17 protein-coding genes are annotated in these 16,592 nt (G+C 42.8%); 7 read left to right on the top strand and 10 right to left on the bottom strand.

Translation table 11 applies throughout. The features are described 5' to 3' along the window. Positions 1 to 28: 28 nt before the first annotated feature. The 7 genes from BIZ38_RS14755 to BIZ38_RS14725 all read right to left on the bottom strand — a co-directional run bounded on the left by BIZ38_RS14755 (position 29) and on the right by BIZ38_RS14725 (position 6,201). On the bottom strand, positions 29 to 1,441 hold the full coding sequence (locus BIZ38_RS14755) for a family 43 glycosylhydrolase (RefSeq protein ID WP_187490609.1): 1,413 nt from the start codon (positions 1,439 to 1,441) through the stop codon (positions 29 to 31). A 250-nt stretch (positions 1,442 to 1,691) separates the two neighbouring features. Continuing rightward, complete coding sequence (locus tag BIZ38_RS14750; RefSeq protein ID WP_054554318.1) at positions 1,692 to 2,162, bottom strand: hypothetical protein; 471 nt, start codon at positions 2,160 to 2,162, stop codon at positions 1,692 to 1,694. After that, positions 2,162 to 3,304, bottom strand: a complete 1,143-nt coding sequence (locus BIZ38_RS14745; protein WP_054554319.1) for a PepSY-associated TM helix domain-containing protein — start codon at positions 3,302 to 3,304, stop codon at positions 2,162 to 2,164. Before BIZ38_RS14745 ends, BIZ38_RS14750 begins: the two co-directional genes overlap by 1 nt. A gap of 109 nt (positions 3,305 to 3,413) precedes the next feature. Continuing rightward, entirely contained in the window at positions 3,414 to 4,253 is an 840-nt protein-coding gene (locus BIZ38_RS14740; RefSeq protein WP_054554320.1) for a mechanosensitive ion channel family protein, read from the bottom strand. 33 nt (positions 4,254 to 4,286) lie between these two features. Continuing rightward, entirely contained in the window at positions 4,287 to 4,997 is a 711-nt protein-coding gene (locus BIZ38_RS14735) for an LrgB family protein (RefSeq protein ID WP_187490608.1), read from the bottom strand. Continuing rightward, positions 4,987 to 5,340 (bottom strand): CidA/LrgA family protein, encoded by a 354-nt coding sequence (locus tag BIZ38_RS14730; RefSeq protein WP_138619385.1) that lies wholly within the window; start codon positions 5,338 to 5,340, stop codon positions 4,987 to 4,989. The genes BIZ38_RS14735 and BIZ38_RS14730 overlap by 11 nt, the downstream gene beginning before the upstream one ends. 69 nt (positions 5,341 to 5,409) lie before the next feature. Continuing rightward, entirely contained in the window at positions 5,410 to 6,201 is a 792-nt protein-coding gene (locus BIZ38_RS14725; RefSeq protein WP_187490607.1) for a crotonase/enoyl-CoA hydratase family protein, read from the bottom strand. Positions 6,202 to 6,459: 258 nt separating this feature from the next. Between BIZ38_RS14725 and BIZ38_RS14720 the strand changes: the two genes are divergently transcribed. From BIZ38_RS14720 to BIZ38_RS14700, 5 genes are all read left to right on the top strand, one after another. Continuing rightward, on the top strand, positions 6,460 to 7,662 hold the full coding sequence (locus BIZ38_RS14720; RefSeq protein WP_228482648.1) for an efflux RND transporter periplasmic adaptor subunit: 1,203 nt from the start codon (positions 6,460 to 6,462) through the stop codon (positions 7,660 to 7,662). A 9-nt stretch (positions 7,663 to 7,671) separates the two neighbouring features. Beyond that, positions 7,672 to 10,785, top strand: coding sequence for an efflux RND transporter permease subunit (locus tag BIZ38_RS14715; protein WP_054554324.1), 3,114 nt, complete (start codon positions 7,672 to 7,674; stop codon positions 10,783 to 10,785). Between the two features lie 118 nt (positions 10,786 to 10,903). Next, the gene (locus BIZ38_RS14710; RefSeq protein ID WP_054554325.1) at positions 10,904 to 11,224 is read left to right on the top strand and encodes an HI1450 family dsDNA-mimic protein; all 321 of its coding nucleotides are present in this window, start codon (positions 10,904 to 10,906) and stop codon (positions 11,222 to 11,224) included. A 59-nt stretch (positions 11,225 to 11,283) separates the two neighbouring features. Next, positions 11,284 to 12,078: a YdiY family protein gene (locus BIZ38_RS14705; protein WP_370316364.1), complete on the top strand. Its 795-nt coding sequence runs from the start codon at positions 11,284 to 11,286 to the stop codon at positions 12,076 to 12,078. Between the two features lie 14 nt (positions 12,079 to 12,092). After that, positions 12,093 to 12,569 (top strand): hypothetical protein, encoded by a 477-nt coding sequence (locus BIZ38_RS14700; protein WP_187490606.1) that lies wholly within the window; start codon positions 12,093 to 12,095, stop codon positions 12,567 to 12,569. 36 nt (positions 12,570 to 12,605) lie between these two features. Here the strand turns inward: BIZ38_RS14700 and BIZ38_RS14695 are convergent, their stop codons facing one another. Continuing rightward, complete coding sequence (locus BIZ38_RS14695; protein WP_054554327.1) at positions 12,606 to 13,091, bottom strand: peptidylprolyl isomerase; 486 nt, start codon at positions 13,089 to 13,091, stop codon at positions 12,606 to 12,608. Between the two features lie 12 nt (positions 13,092 to 13,103). After that, positions 13,104 to 14,015: a tRNA-modifying protein YgfZ gene (gene ygfZ / locus BIZ38_RS14690; protein WP_187490605.1), complete on the bottom strand. Its 912-nt coding sequence runs from the start codon at positions 14,013 to 14,015 to the stop codon at positions 13,104 to 13,106. A gap of 120 nt (positions 14,016 to 14,135) precedes the next feature. On the opposite strand from ygfZ, the gene BIZ38_RS14685 reads away from it, so the two are divergent. Next, entirely contained in the window at positions 14,136 to 14,387 is a 252-nt protein-coding gene (locus BIZ38_RS14685) for a succinate dehydrogenase assembly factor 2 (protein ID WP_054554329.1), read from the top strand. Further along, positions 14,380 to 14,787: a protein YgfX gene (locus BIZ38_RS14680; protein ID WP_138600272.1), complete on the top strand. Its 408-nt coding sequence runs from the start codon at positions 14,380 to 14,382 to the stop codon at positions 14,785 to 14,787. Before BIZ38_RS14685 ends, BIZ38_RS14680 begins: the two co-directional genes overlap by 8 nt. Here BIZ38_RS14680 and nadB read toward each other — a convergent pair. Further along, positions 14,762 to 16,384 (bottom strand): L-aspartate oxidase, encoded by a 1,623-nt coding sequence (gene nadB, locus BIZ38_RS14675; RefSeq protein ID WP_054554331.1) that lies wholly within the window; start codon positions 16,382 to 16,384, stop codon positions 14,762 to 14,764. The two genes, BIZ38_RS14680 and nadB, sit on opposite strands and share 26 nt — an antisense overlap. Positions 16,385 to 16,592: the final 208 nt, after the last annotated feature.

The following is a 16,592-nucleotide window of genomic DNA, read 5'->3' as shown; positions in this document are numbered from 1 at the left end:
CGCGCTTGCACGCGCTTAGTGGGGAGAACTAGTATTTAGGCCAACCGTTTGCATCCCAATTCAGGGTGCTGATGAGCAATTTAGGGGTGCCATTGTCACCTGCATCATAGGCATGACGAACAATCACATCGGTATTTAAAATGTCTTGTCCCCCTGGACCTACCCATTGGCTGTTACCCGCATCTAGAATGCTACCGCCGCTAGCTAGCATGTCGGTGCCATTTTTATCTAGGTATGGGCCGCGGATGTCACTAGAGCGACCATACGCAATACGGTAAGTACTATTCGTGCCATCACAGCATTTGCCAACTGAAACAAACAAATAGTAATAGTCTTGGCGATACACTATGGTAGGCGCTTCGATGCCACCAGAGCGACTTGCTAAAGAGTAGATTTGACCAAATGGTTTCATGGTCATTGGGTTAATACGTGTTAGTTTAATACCCGAATTCCATGAACCAAAGGCAAGCCAAGGTGCACCATCTTTTGCCACCACAAGATCAGGGTCAATGGCGTTATAATTATTGCTATTGGTCGTGTTAATGACTAAACCATCATCACGCCAATCACCGGCTGCTACACTGCTTGCTGATGTAAGGCCAATAGCGCTAACACGTGAACCAAAGGTCGAAATCGAATAATAAAGCCAGCTACGACCATTGTAGCTTTTTAATTCAGGCGCCCAGACATCAATTCCATCATGATCTGGCACATAGTTGCTCCACCAGCTTAAACCATTTGAGAAAATTGGTTGCGCATCATTCCAATCTACACCGTTGCTTGAATATTTACCGTAAATACCAGGGCCAGTTTGAAAAACCCACCAAGTGCCATTTTCATAGCCAAGGGTTGGATCGTGGGTGACTAAATTACCTGTAAGTGGCCAGTGATCTGCTGCGCCATTGGTTGTGGATGGATCCCAAGGGGTTGATTCAACATTAGCAAGCTTGGTTAGCTGCCACTGCTGTGCATCGCTGCCGTTGTAGCTCCACTGGCTAATATTCGCGCCATCGTTGCCATTAAAAGCATAAAGGTCGAGTGCCTTGCCACTGTGATCGTTAATGAAGCTGTAATAGCCGCTACCTTCATCATTAATTTGCCAGTGTTGGCTGGCAACATCAGCATACTCATATTGCACCACATTACCGCCATCGGCAGTCGAGAAGTCAAACACTTCGAGGGCTTTACCACTGTTTAAGTTAATAACCGAATAGTTGCTGCCACCTATGTTAGTGATTAACCAGCGCTGGGTGTCGTGATTAGTGTCAGCCCACTGACTAACATTCGCACCATCGTTGGTTTGCGCGCTGGCTACTTCAACAAATTTAGCACTGTACTTTGATTTAATGGTGTATACGCCATTATCAATCGCATAAGCATTGGGCAGTATGAGTGTTGCTGCCAAGCTGAGTGCAGCTAGGGCTTTTTTTGAAAGTATCATTGTGTCTCCAAATCATTGTTATTGAGCTTTCCTTGTGTGTTCTGCTCCTTGGATGAGTTTTGATCAACACCAATTAATTAAGAGTAATGGTGCAAATGAAAACTATTTATAATACTTTATTATATTATTACCTTTGTAAAGGTTAATGGTAAAAATAATTAACAAAAATTTTACCTTCAACTGTTTTGGAAGGGACTTTAGTGTTTAGCTGAGATACAAAAAAGCCACTCAGTGAGTGGCTTTTCGGATGTTATTGAGTAATAAACTGGCTGGGAATATCCCATTTGAGGGTATGCAGTTGGCCTTGCCAAGTTTGGATGGTGATCCACAGTTTATCATCTGCTGATATGGTTTTAGGAGCTATCGCATGGGCGTGCTGACCATGATTGGTGCCATGCATTATGCCTTCTTCATCTTTAGCAAACTCCGTTAGTGCTAAAGGCGCTTGGCCAATATTTAAATACGCCTGTCGAACATTGCTTATGTCACCTTGATTAAAGGCGATAAAGAAATCCTTCACATACTCATTGTGGTGTGAGTACGGGGCATCTTCATTTAGCGGCATCGGGGCGATTTTAAATTCGCCCGCTTGTTGCTCTTGCCAAAGTGCAGGAAACTGAGGGTTTAATGACTGATAAATAAACCATACAGGTAAAGCCAGTACCACAGCATGTAAAACATACTTTTTACGTTGCCACCAAGTTGCTTGTAAACGAGCCATTAGTTTGCCTCCTGAACGTTATTCACTGGCGCTGATTGGCGCGCTTTTACAGGTTTGTTATTTACTAATTTTGCGGCGTACATCATAAAACCAGTGATCGACATACCACTTAAAATCAAACCAAAGATAAACCAAATAACCTTTGTCCACAGACCGCCAATATTACCGTAATGCAGCGGATCGGCGATATGCGAAAGGGTGAGTAATCCCGACATGGTTTCTGGGCTTTTACTTGCTGCAATTTCACCCGTCCAAGGATTGATTGAAGTTGAGTAAGCGTAGTTATCGTAGAAAATAGTATCGCCACTGCCCATGATATTAAACATGCCGCGGTTATGCTCTGGCAGCATCACATAACTAGGTTTGAAATCTGGGAATTTCTCTTTGGTAATAGCCAGTGCCGCTTTTAAATCGGTTGGCGGTGTTTGTTTATTCGCAGGCAAAGTTGAAACCGCCACGAGCGGTGCATGCTCTTCTATGTCTATTTCGTTATGCCACATGATGGCTTGCACTAAATACCACAGGCCTGTGAGTGCCATTACTGCCATAAACCAAATTGACCAAACGCCACTTAGGGTATGTAAATCTTTTAGGAAGGTTTTTTTGCCTTGGTTAAAACGTAGTTTTGGCTGACTAAATGCACGCCAAAAGTTTTTATAAATCACTAAGCCTGTTACTAGTGCACCTAAAATAACAAAAGCCATGGCGCTGACAAGATAGTAACCTACGCTGTAACCCTCTTGCCAAGGGAAGAATAGCCAGCCGTGCAGGGTACGCATAAATTCAATGAATGAGATCGTTTCATTAACCGCTTGTACTTCGCCAGTGTATTGATTGACGTAAGCCACAGCGTAAGGTTTGTCGGTATCAGTGAAAATAACCGCATTTACCAAGTAAGGCTCATAATTGAGTACACTCATTACATCGGCAGTCGGGTAGGCTTTTTCAACGCTATTAATAACTTGATCAACACCAAGTGCTGGTAAATCATTTGGGTTGTTTGCACGTGCTTCACTGTTGGTCAGCCAAGTAAGCTCATGGCTTATCACAGATACAGTGCCTGTGACGCAAATAAAGCAAAATAGCACCCATACTGGGAGCGAAAACCAACCATGTAGTTGGAACCAAAGACGTTTACTCATGGTAAAAATAGCCCGACGTTAATTGATGATAGTAATTGTTATCATTTAAATTGTACTACAATCTTTTGAGTAAACACAATCTCTGTCGACGAGCTGCAAAAAAGGCGCTTTAAGCGCCTTTATCATTAGTTTGGTTGAGGGTAACAATTCGTTGTGGGAAAGGTATTTCGATATCCGCCTCTTGAATTACTTTAAATACATTGCGGTTCACCGCTAATTTAGTCTCAATAATTTTGGTGGTTGGCACCCAAAAGCGATAGCTCAAGGTAACACCGCTCTCAGCAAAGCGCTCGATACCGACTTGTGCATGAGGAGAATCACTAACTAGCTCATGATCGTTTAGCACCTTTTCGATAAGCTCAATTGCAAGGTCTGCATTGGCATCATAAGCGATGTCTATTTCACCTTTAACTAACGAATAGCTAAACGAGTTATGTATAATTTCGCCAACAATATGTTTGTTAGGAATGGTGATTTCGACTTTTTCTTCGTTAATCAGAATAGTGTGACCAAGTTCAATGGTTTTAACTTGCCCACTGACGCCTTTTACTTCGATGGTATCGCCAACAACAAATGGCCTTGTTGCAATGATAGCAAGGCCCGCACCGTAGTTTGAAAGCATGCCTTGCATTGCTAAACCAGCACCTAAAGATGCGGCACCAATGGCAGCGACAAATGGGGTCACGCTAATGCCAATTTTGCCAAGGGCAATAACTAAGAACATAATGATCAGCAATACTTTGATGACATTACTGACAAAGTTGGTGAGGGTAATATCGATATTGTGACGTTGCATGAGGCCAGCAACCATGTTCGATACTTTTTGCGCAATCCATAGGCCAATAAATAGAATTAAGATAGCACCTAAAATTTGCATACTGTAGGTGACCAAATATTCCATGATTAGATTGTAGTATTTTTCGACTTGTTGTATTTCTGAGTCAATCATGTGTTTTCCTAACAAGGTTACTGCGAATTCTGACTATACCAGAACATGCTGTATTACAGGATAGAGTAGCGGCACGATTATAGCACTGAGTAGCGCACTTAATGCCATCGCCACAGAGGCAAAGGCACCCGCTTTTGGCTGATCACTAATCAATGATGCTGTGCCAATGGCATGGCAAGCCGTACCAATGGCAACGCCTTTTGCTTGGGCATTGCGAATATTTATCAGCGAGAAAATCAAATTACCGAATATAGCCCCAAGTACACCAATAAAAATCACCATGGCTGCCGCTAAAGAGGGTATACCGCCTAGTGACTCTGTCACTAACAAGGTGATGGGGGTTGTTACAGACAAACTCGCTAGGGATGCACTTAACTGTGCTGGGGCTGCAAAAAAATAACAAATAAGCGACGCGACAAAGGTGGCATTGATCACCCCTAAACTACAACTTATGAGAATTAGCAGCAGGTTCTTTTTGACATGGATAAATTGCTGATAAAGCGGTAAAGCCAATGCCACAATGGCAGGCTCAAGCAACCAGCTTAGAACTTTACTGTGCTCGGCAAAAGGCTTATAGGGGAGCTTAAGCGCCACTAACAAGGCTGCAGTTAACACTATTGCCCAGCACACTGGGTTACTAAGCGCTTTAGCCGTGGCGTGCTGGGTTTTCGCGTTTAAAAACCGCAGAACTAAGAAAAGTACAATAATGCACGGGACGCTGAGCCACCATAAACTAACTGTCATTTTCACGGCCCTTAAAATATGCGATAACAGCGCCTATGATTAAAACACTACTCAGCGGCACGACTATAAAAATAGTCAGTAATAAAGGCCAGTTCTGTGAAATTAAACCCAGATGTTCAATAATACCAACCCCTGCAGGGATGAAAAACAACGGCATGTAATTAAGTAAAGGGCTGGCTGTTGGTTTCAAATGCTGTTCTTTAACGAGGCCTGTTAACAGTAGCACGAGCAGTAACACCATACCGAGTAATGGAGCAGGGAATGAGCTTTCAAGCAAAGCCGTTAAAAACTTTGCAACGGCTAAGCAGGTAAGAATAATAACGCTACTGATAAGGTATTTCATAAGTCAGGATAATTGCGAATAAAGTACAACTACATCATACCCTTGTCAGTTGTACTATGCGACTTTAGCTTACCATGATTTGGCATTATTAAACTTGATATCCTCTGCGCCTTTCGCTTTTGCAATCGCTTTTTTAGTATTTGGATTCATCAGTAAGCGAATTTGACTCCAGGTTTCTTTAGCGAGAATCTTGCGCTGCTGTGAGCGATAGCTTTGCTGTGTGATTCGTTTAATTGCAGCAAGGGTATCTGGCGAGCGCGCCATGAGGGTTTCTAGTACAGCATCGGTTTGTTTATCAACGTCATCAGTAAGTTGTGTAACTAAGCCATATTCTTTAGCGTCTTCAGCTGAGACAGGACCTGCATGACTTGCTAACCAAAGTGCTTGGTCACGCTTCATTAAACCTGCAAGCACCACGTTAGCCCCCATATCAGGGCATAAGCCCCACCGGGCTTCCATGATCGCTAATTTAGCGTTTTTATCGACGATGCGATAATCAGCGCCGAGTGCGATTTGCATACCGCCACCAAAGCAGTGTCCGGTTACTTTTGCTATCACCGGAATACTTAAGTCTTGCCAACCTAGCACCACTTTTTGCGCTAGATTTTGGTTTCCTGGTAACCATTTGAATAAAAGCTTGATGATATTGCTTGGCTTTTTCATCACTGCAGCAACATCCAGTCCAGAGCAAAAATGCTCACCTTCTCCAGAGATAACCACCGCACGCAAGCTGCGATCACGTTTAATTTCTTTGATTACGTTTGAAAGCTCAACGAACATAGCAAAACTGAGTGCATTTTGTTTCTCGGGACGAGCAAGGCTAACCCATGCGACTTGTTGTTTTATTTCTAGTTTTATCATGGTGACTCCTCTGACCTGTTTGTTAGAGCTTACGAGTTAATTACATCTAAGTAAAGAATTGCTGATGTGTCGCAAGTAATCATTATATTTTCCAAAAATGGGTAACCTTGTCATATATTTAGTTACAAATTGGTGTATATTTTTAAAACAAAGGTGCTAGTTCGCAGCTAGCTTTGTTTTGTGATTAGTTAGATACTTTCGCAAAATCTCATGACACGACTAGACTTAGTTTTAAGTCGCGCTACTAGGAGTAAATATATGCTGATGGGCAAAACAGCTCGCATAACTAAACAATCATCTCGTTCTTTGGCTTTTGCTGCAATTTCTGTCGCATTAACAACTACATTAGTTGGCTGTTCAGATGATAAAGCACAACAACAAACTACGCCGCCACCGGCCGTATCAGTATTTAATGTCGTCACACAGGAAGTTGGTAATTACCGAGAGTTTGTCGCGCGTACTGAAGCATTCCAAGAGGTTGCGATTAGAGCCCGAGTTGAGGGTGAACTCATTGAACGCCACTTTAATGAAGGCTCATCGGTTGAGAAAGATCAGCTTTTATTACGTATTGACCCATCTGAGTATCGCTCAACTGTTGCAGAAGTTGAAGCTGATTTAAAAAGTAAAATTGCCGCAGCGGGCGCCGCTGAAAGAGATTTAAAACGTGGTAAAGATGTGGCTGCGCAAGGTTTTATTTCGCAATCAGATCTCGATAAACTCACCACGAATTTTGAACAGGCTACAGCAGCTGTAAAAGCCGCGGAAGCTGAGCTTGAAAAAGCAAAACTTAATTTAAGCTATACTGAGATACGTGCACCGTTTGCAGGGCGCATCGGTAAAGTGAACTATGATGTGGGTAATATTGTTGGGCCATCATCCAATGAGCTTGCAGAGCTGACCGATGTTGACCCAATTTATGTAAGTTTTCAGGTTGAAGAAGCTGACTACATCTCTTATCGCCAAAATAATCAAGCACCTTCAGATAAAGACCCTCGTGATGTGCCTATCGACTTAACTTTGCGTTTACCAAACAACTCAACTTTTGCTGATAAAGGCGAACTTGATTTTGCAGATACCAAAATTAACCGCAATACAGGCACGGTTGAACTAAGAGCCGCTTTTGATAACCCTGATGGCATCGTTATGCCGGGTCTATTCGTCACTTTAATCGTTGAAAGTACGAATAAACAAGACTTGGCACTCATTCCTCAAGTTGCAGTGCAAGAAAACCAGCAAGGTAAGTTTGTGCTCGTTGTTGATGACGAAAACAAAGTGGCTATGCGGATTGTTAAGCTGGGTCGTCGTATTAATGCAATGTGGGTGGTTGAGTCAGGCTTAGAAGCGGGTGAAAAAGTCATTATTGAAGGTTTACAAAAGGTACGCCAAGGCGCTGAAGTGAAAGCTGTTGAAAAAAATGTCGATGAAACAACCGGCACTATTTCTAGCAAAGCTAACTCTTAGGAGTGAGATATGATCAGTAAAACCTTTATATCTCGCCCAAAATTTGCCTTGGTAATTTCGATTGTTATTACCATTGCGGGTTTAATTTCAATGGCTTTGCTGCCAGTGAATATGTACCCGCAAATAACCCCTCCGCAAGTACAAATTAGTGCCAATTACCCGGGTGCAAGTGCGCAAATTGTTGAAGAGTCGGTGATCCGGCCCATAGAAGAGCAAGTTAATGGCGTTGAAGATATGATGTATATCGAATCAACATCGTCGAATAACGGCACGGCCAACATAACTGTTTACTTTAAAGTCGGTACAGACACGGATATAGCCCAAGTTAACGTACAAAACCGTGTGGCACTTGCTGAAGCAGGGTTACCTGAAGAAGTTAAACGCCAAGGTGTATCGGTTAAGAAAAAGTCGAGTTCGATGCTTCTCGGTATCAACCTGTACTCTAATCAAGAAAATATCGACGCTATTTTCTTAAGCAACTATGCAACCAACTACTTAACCGAGCCACTTGGCCGTATTAATGGGGTTGCCTCTGCTGAAGTAATGGGGGAACAAACCTATTCAATGCGTTTATGGTTACGCCCAGATCGAATGGCATCTTTAGGTTTAACTGTGTCAGAAGTTCAAGCAGCGCTGCAAGAGCAAAATACCATCGTAGCCGCGGGTAAGCTGGGTGCTGCACCCTCAGCACCGAGTCAGCAATTTGAGTATTCGATTCAGGCTAAAGGGCGCTTAAAAACCCCTGAAGAGTTTGGCCAAACCATTATCCGCTCGAGCAAAGATGGTAACTTTGTGCGCTTGAATGATATTGCCCGTATTGAATTAGGTGCAGCAAGCTACAGCACAACAGCAAAGTTAAACCAGCAAGACACTGCATTCATCGTTATTTATCAGCTAACAGAAGCGAATGCGACGCAAGTAGCTGCTGATGTAAAAGCCCGTATGGCAGAGCTTGCTAAACAGCTACCTGATGGTGTTGAGTACTCGATTCCTTATGACACCACAGAGTTCATCAATCGCTCGATTGATGAAGTGGTTGTCACCCTTGTCCAAGCGGTTGGCTTGGTTATTTTAGTGGTATTTTTATTCTTACAAAATTGGCGCGCTACGCTCATTCCAACGGTGGCTATTCCGGTATCCTTGGTGGGGACTTTCGCGTTTATGATGATGATGGATTACTCCATCAACTTAATCACCTTGTTTGGTTTAGTACTTGCAATCGGTATTGTGGTCGATGATGCCATTATCGTTATTGAAAACGTTGAGCGAATACTAAAAGAAGAAAAGCTGCCAATTAAAGAAGCGGTTACCAAAGCGATGGAGCAGGTATCGGGGCCAATCGTGGCAACGACCTTAGTATTGCTTGCGGTGTTTGTGCCAGTAGGCTTTATGCCGGGAATAACCGGGGAGCTTTATAAACAATTCTCGGTGACGATTTCATTTGCGGTACTCATTTCTTCTTTAAACGCACTGACATTAAGCCCTGCATTGTGTGCTTTATTGTTAAATGAAAAAGCCATGAAGCCGATTAAGTGGTTAGCCCCATTCGAAAATATCATTACTCGTTCGACCAATGGCTACAGTAAAGTTATTAACTTTATCCTCAAACGTACCGCGAGAATGGCATTGTTTGCGGTGGTTATTTTTGCGGCTGCAGGTTGGCTAGTAAAAACAGTGCCTACAGGCTTTGTACCAGCAGAAGACCAAGGCTTTCTTTTTGTTGATGTGCAATTACCAGATGCGGCAGCTAGCGGTCGTACCCAAGATGTAATGCATAAGCTGGGCGAGATTGTAAAAAATGAACCAGCGGCAACTGACTTTATTGCGGTTTCTGGCTTTTCATTACTCGGTGGTGCGGGTTCTAATAATGCGCTTGGTATTGTGGTACTCAAGGATTGGGAAGAGCGTACCAGCCCAGAGCTTGGCTTACGTGCAGTACTAACGCGCCTGATGGGGCAGTTCTGGGCGATGCCAGATGCGCAAATCATGGCCTTTAATCCGCCTTCAATACCTGGACTTGGCACAAGCGCAGGCTTTGAGTTTAGGTTGCAAGACAGTGAAGGACGCGAGCCTGCTGAACTTGCACAAGTGTTAAATGGCTTAATTTATGAAGCGAACCAGCGTCCAGAGCTGTCAAATGTTTACAGTACATTTAGAGCAAATGTGCCGCAGTATTTTCTTGAAATTGACCGTAATAAGGCAAAAGCTCAAGGGGTGGCGCTTAGCGATATTTTCTTAACCTTGCAGGCGCAACTTGGCTCGTTATACATAAATGACTTTAACCAATTTAGCCGTACTTACCGCGTTATCATGCAGGCGGAAAGCCGTTTTCGTCAAAACCCAGCAGACTTACAGTATTACTATGTACGTAATGATGAGGGAGCAATGGTGCCGCTCACTACATTGGCTAAGCTCGAGCCAATTTTAGGCCCTACAAGCTTAACGCACTTTAACTTATATCGCAGTGCAAGCATTAGCGGACAACCTGCAGCGGGTTATGCCAGTGGTGATGCCATTAAAGCAATGCAAGAGCTAGCTGAGCAATTACCTACAGGCTATGTGTATGAGTGGGCTGGGCAGTCTAAACAAGAGATTGAAGCGGGTAATATGGCGCCAATCTTATTTGGCTTAGCGGTGGTATTTGTGTATCTATTCTTGGTTGCGCAATACGAAAGCTGGACAATTCCGTTTTCGGTCATTGCAGCGGTACCGTTGGCGTTATTTGGTGCCATGCTTGCGCTGTATGTGATTGGTATGGAAAACAACATCTATGCGCAGGTTGGTTTAGTGCTACTGATTGGCCTATCCACCAAAACCGCTATTTTGATTGTTGAATTTGCTATGGAAGAGCGTGCGGCAGGTAAAGGTATTTTTGAAGCGGCTCTTAATGCGGCAAGATTACGCTTTAGGGCTGTATTGATGACGGCATTGTCGTTTGTACTTGGCGTATTACCGCTGGTGTTTGCAAGTGGCGCAGGGGCTGGCAGTCGAATATCGCTCGGTATTACCGTGTTATTCGGGATGTTAGCTGCAACCATTTTTGGCACCTTACTTGTTCCGCTATTTTATACGCTCGTGCAATCAATGCGCGAAAAGATAAAAGGCACAGCAAGTGCGGAATAAAATCTGTTATTAATTACAAAAAAGTCAGGGCAACCTGGCTTTTTTTTTGGTAAAACTCAAAAGAGGTTTGTTATCATAGCCAGATTCAAAGCGATACACATGTGCAGAGGTTTAAGGAATGGCTGGTCCACGCTTATACAGTGAAGAAGAAGTAACTCATCAGGCTTATGATATCTTTTTAGAATTAGCGCCTGATAATTTAAGCGAGCAAGATATTGCTGATTTTAACGAGCACAGAGAAGAGCTTGGCTTTATTGAAGAAGGTGAGCCTGACGAGCAGTGGCAAGATTTTGTTGCACTAGAAATTGAACCTGAGCTATTTGTGCAAGTCTTAGTAGGACTTGAATTCGACAATCAAGATATCTTGTTTGCGAAAATTTTAATTAGCCGAGACAAAGATGCACCGTTTTGCCACATTCTTTGGAAAGATAGCGAATAACTCTCCAGCCGATGTTTGACTCTACTTTTAGTTGTTTTAATTCAATAAAACGAATTATTTTGCCCGCCCTGCTAGTTTGCAGTTGGCAGGCTTTTGCTGTTGATCCGTTTGAAGACTTTCATGAGTACGGGCAATTATCAGAAGAAGAAATCCATAAAATTCATAAAGGCGAGTTGCTGTACGGAGATATGGAGTTTGGTTTTATGGTAAGCCGCGGTAATACCAACTCAACTAGTTTCAAACTTAAAGGTAACCTTTACCAAGATTTCGAAAAGTGGCGTAACCAATTTAAGCTCGATACTTTATACAAACGTGACCGTAATGAAGAAACCGGTGATGAAGAAGTTTCTGCTGACCGTATTTTTGTATCAGGCCAAGGTAACTATAAGCTAAATGTGAAAAATGAGTCATTTTTCATTTACGGTGACTACGAGCGAGATAAGTTTAGTGGTCTTGAGTTTAAGAGCACCATAGCGACGGGTTACGGTAACCGCATTTACCAAGGCAGCAAGAATAAAGTCGATATCGATGTGGGCCCAGGTTTATACCGCTCGGTGGCTGATCAAGAGACAGCAACAGAAGAAGATGAAACAAAAACCGGTTACCTGCTTCGTCTAGCGCTGCAGTGGGAGCGTACGGTTTCTGCTCGTACTCGCTTTAATCAAGATGTCAGTTATGAACAATCATTGTCAGGGTTAAACTCGCGTTTAAAATCAGAAACATCCCTGATCAGCAAAATTATGGGTGATGTATCACTCAAATTTACCTACATGTATCGCTATAACTCAAAACCAGAGGAAGATAAGCTCAAGTACGATTCTGAGCTGAGTGCAACCTTTGTTTATAGCTTTTAAGAGAATACTTCAGAATGTATCAACATAAACAGTACGCTATTTTTATTTTTGTTATTTTAGGCTGGATTGGCGGCTTCATTGCCTTAGCTTGGAACTTAATTGGTGCAGATATTCCTCTTATGGTGTTTAGCGCTATCTTAGTGCTGGTGGCTTTTTTGTTTCATGGCTTAACCATCAAGGTGAGCGATAAAACAGTAAGCTGGGCATTCGGTCCGGGTGTATTTGGAAAAACCGTGACTTTTGATGAGATTGAATCTGTTCGGGCTGTGAGTAACTCTTTTCGACATGGTATTGGTCTGCGTATCACGCATGATGGCTGGGTTTACAGTGTATCTGGGTTTAGTGCTGTTGAATTGGCAATGAAAGACGGCACGCACTATCGCTTAGGAACCAATGACCAAGAAGGTTTACTGGCTGCGCTTAGAGAACATATTGCAGAACCTGTGACAGACGCTTCTGTGGATGCAGAAGAAGTAGTCGAACATATATAAGAAAAGCGCCAGTGGCGCTTTTTTTATAGTAATGGTTTAGTGGCTGTGACCACAACCACCTTCACCGTGCACATGACCATGTGCTAATTCTTCTTCAGTTGCATCGCGTACTTCAAGTACTTCAACATCAAAATGAAGGGTAATACCTGAAAGTGGGTGGTTACCATCTACAATAACGTCTTCGTCTTGAATTTCGATGATCATCACTGATTGGTCGCCAGCGTCAGTCGTAGCGCGGAACTGCATACCCACTTCAATTTCCATACCTTCAAACATTGATTTTGGCACTGCTTGCATTAGGTCATCGTGACGCTCACCATAGCCTTGCTCTGGTTCAACAGTTACGCTGAATGTGTCGCCCGCTTCTTTACCTAATAGCGCATTTTCGAGGCCTGGAATTAAAAAACCCGTGCCAACGATAAACACCAGTGGCTCGCCATCGAAAGAGTTGTCGATGGTGTTTTTGTTATTATCCAATACTGAATAATGCATTTTTACCACTTTGTTTGCTGCTACGATCATAGTCATTCCTATTTATTCATCTTCGAGAGAGTAAGGCAGAGCTTGAATAGATAACTCTACCTGAGGGAGGTGTTTAGCTCGCAAAATTTGGCCAGCTTCATTATCGTTCGGAAGCACAACAAGGCCCATTAAGGTTTGCGTTTGTTGATTAAAACTTTGGCTAATAAGCTTGCCAGCACGGCGCCAGTTTTCGCCCATTTGTGTTTCGAGTTCAAGCTCGTCAAGTAAGCCTTCAGCTTTGCCCGAAACTATGTACATAGCACGTTTATTTTTGCCTAGGTATTTCATACGGGCGACAGTTTCTTGCCCTGTGTAGCAACCTTTTCTGAAACTGATACCACCAAGCGCTTGCAAGTTAACCATTTGCGGTACGTATTCGCCAATAGCGTCGCTGTTTAATGACGGCTCGCCTGCGGCAATAGCTGCCTGTTGCCATAACGCGTCATCATCAAGAGCTGTGACGTTATCAGGTAAGCTAAATTCTTCGTTGACCATAAGCAATACGCGGTTATCTGCAAGCTTTAACGCTTTACCGCCAGCAAAATCGACTGCGCTGTGCTCACTGTCAAAATTAATTGCTAAGGTTTCTAGTGTCGCTGTTAGGTCATCACCTAGTAAGCCAATTAGCGGTTTTTCAGATTGCTGAATTTCTACTTGCGAAAAAACGGCGTATTTTTTTAACTCGACTAGCGATTGCTCTACCTCAGGTTTTGACCCTGCAAGGTAATAGCTATCAAGGTGTGAAAACAACCTAAATACACCCCAAAGCTTGCCTTTTGCATTACAGTGGCCAGCCCAAAGGAAGTTATCATCAGTTAATTTGTTGATATCTTGCGTAATTTGTCCGTGAAGGTAAGACAACTTATCTTTGCCAGTTAGGCTGATAAGTGAATAAGATAAAGGACATGCGTAAACAGTCGACATAAAAACCTTCTTTACGATATGAATGAGCGCTAATGATAACTTAGTTAGGGTAGCAATTTAAATAGCTGTTTATTCGATAGCAATTTGGTAAACTGCAGACAAATAAGTACGAGGTTTAAAATGACTGAAATTCACAGTAAAGAACGTATTCGTTGGGCATGCCGTCGCGGTATGTTAGAACTAGATGTTTTATTTATGCCATTCGTTGAAGAAGCGTTTGACTCACTATCAAAAGAACAGCAAGCCGTTTTTCAACGCTTACTTGAGTGCGATGATCCTGATTTATTTGCATGGTTTATGGGTCATGAAGAGTGTAAAGACCCTGAGCTAAACGGCATGGTTACGTTAATTTTAGACCGAGTTCGTGTATAGATTTACCGTTACAAATAACACCCCCGACCACAAACCCTTTGTGGTCTTTTTTTGCTTAACAGCCATTATTTTATGTTTTGCTTATCAGCATGTTATCGCTCAGCTGTTGGCTTGTTTTGCGTGCTTTTTCTTAGCCATTCTTAGTTTTAAAAAAGTCCAACAAGCACAACCTGAAAAGGGTTTTATAATTTTAGAGCAAGCAGAGCTTAGATTTGTAAACGACAAACTTAAAGTACAAGGCCAAATAACGGCTAAAAGTTATGTGTTTGCTAATTTTGTGGTGCTGAGGTTAGCTGGGTTTTATCAATCACACTGGCTGATTATCAGCTCAGCCAGTGTTGATGAAGAAAGTTTCTCGCGTTTAAAGCGCGCGATTATTGCAGTGCAGCAACCGACTTAGGCGTTAAAATTGTCGGTGTTGGATTTTCGTTTTGCTCTGGGTAATCAATCGTGTAATGAAGACCACGACTTTCTTTACGCTCAAGGGCGCTGCGAATAATAAGCTCTGCAACCTGTACTAGGTTTCGAAGTTCTAATAAGTTATTTGTCACCCTAAAGTTTGCGTAATAGTCGTGAATTTCTTGCTGCAGTAATTCAACGCGGTGAAGCGCACGTTCTAAACGTTTCGTTGAGCGTACAATACCCACGTAATCCCACATAAATAACCTTAGCTCATGCCAGTTGTGGGTAATAACGATTTCTTCGTCTGAGTTAGTTACGCGACTTTCATCCCATAATGGTAAGGCTTCAAGGGCAGGGCTTGCATCGATTTTGCTCAGAATATCTTTCGCGGCAGCATGGGCAAATACAATGCACTCAAGTAGAGAGTTGCTCGCCATACGATTAGCACCGTGTAAGCCTGTGTAAGCTACTTCGCCAACCGCATATAAGTTATCTAAATCTGTACGGCCATTAAAGTCGGTCATAACACCGCCGCAGGTATAGTGTGCAGCAGGCACCACAGGAATGGCTTCTTTGGTAATGTCGAGGCCAACACTTAAGCATTTTGCGTAGATAGTTGGGAAGTGCTCAATGATAAAATCTTTATCTTTGTGGCTAATATCAAGGTACACACAATTCGCACCAAGGCGTTTCATTTCAAAATCGATGGCACGAGCAACAATATCGCGAGGGGCAAGTTCTTCGCGCTCATCAAAGTCTTTCATAAAGCGAGTGCCATCAGGGCGTTTTAAATACGCACCTTCACCGCGCATAGCTTCTGTGATCAAAAAGTTTTGCAGCTCTGGGTGATACAAACTTGTTGGGTGGAATTGGTTAAATTCCATATTGGCTACACGGCACCCCGCACGCCATGCCATTGCGATACCATCACCACTTGATACATCTGGGTTAGAAGTATATAGGTACACTTTACTTGCGCCACCTGTTGCCAGTGATACGAACTTGGCAGCGATAGTTTCAACTTTTTTATCAACACAGTTCCAAACATACAAGCCGTGAACATGCTTGCCTTTTTTGGCTAAGCTTTTATCTGTGATTAAATCAATGGCATTGTAATTTTCTAACAAGGTGATGTTAGGGTGGGCTTGTACTTGGCTAATTAAGGTTGTTTGCACTGCTCGGCCAGTGGCATCGGCGGCATGTAAAATACGGCGATGACTGTGACCACCTTCGCGAGTTAAATGAAAACGTTCTTTACCTTTTGAATCGAACTCCATATCAAAAGGTACGCCTTGCTCAATCAGCCACTTTAAACATTTTTTAGCATTGCTTGCTGTGTAGTGAACCGCATCACGGTCACATAATCCGCCGCCTGCATCGAGAGTATCTTCAACATGAGATTCAATGCTGTCATTCTTTTTATCAAATACTGCTGCAATACCACCTTGAGCATATAAGGTAGAACCCTCAGTTAATGCGCCTTTACTAAGTACTGTCACCTTACAGTGATTAGCAAGTGATAAGGCAAGAGATAGGCCAGCGGCGCCGCTGCCAATGATAGCGACATCAGTAATGTGATGTTTATTTTGGTTCATGTCTGTGGTCTTTGCGGTTACAATGCTCGGCTAGTAGTGTCAAAAGTTTGAGCAAATAAATTTTTATGTGGTATACGTATATGTACCATATTTGCTTTAACACTATTAGTCATTTTAATACGTTATACCAATCTTATTAGTTTTATCGTCACATAAACAGTTTATTGTTAGCTGTTTTAAATTGTGAGTTTAATTTAGATAACCGTTG

The sequence above is a fragment of the Pseudoalteromonas sp. BZK2 genome (assembly GCF_014349195.1).
Classification (GTDB): Bacteria; Pseudomonadota; Gammaproteobacteria; order Enterobacterales; family Alteromonadaceae; genus Pseudoalteromonas; species Pseudoalteromonas simplex.
Note: the sequence above shows the minus strand (reverse complement) of the source record. Positions and strands in the feature narration are given on the sequence as shown.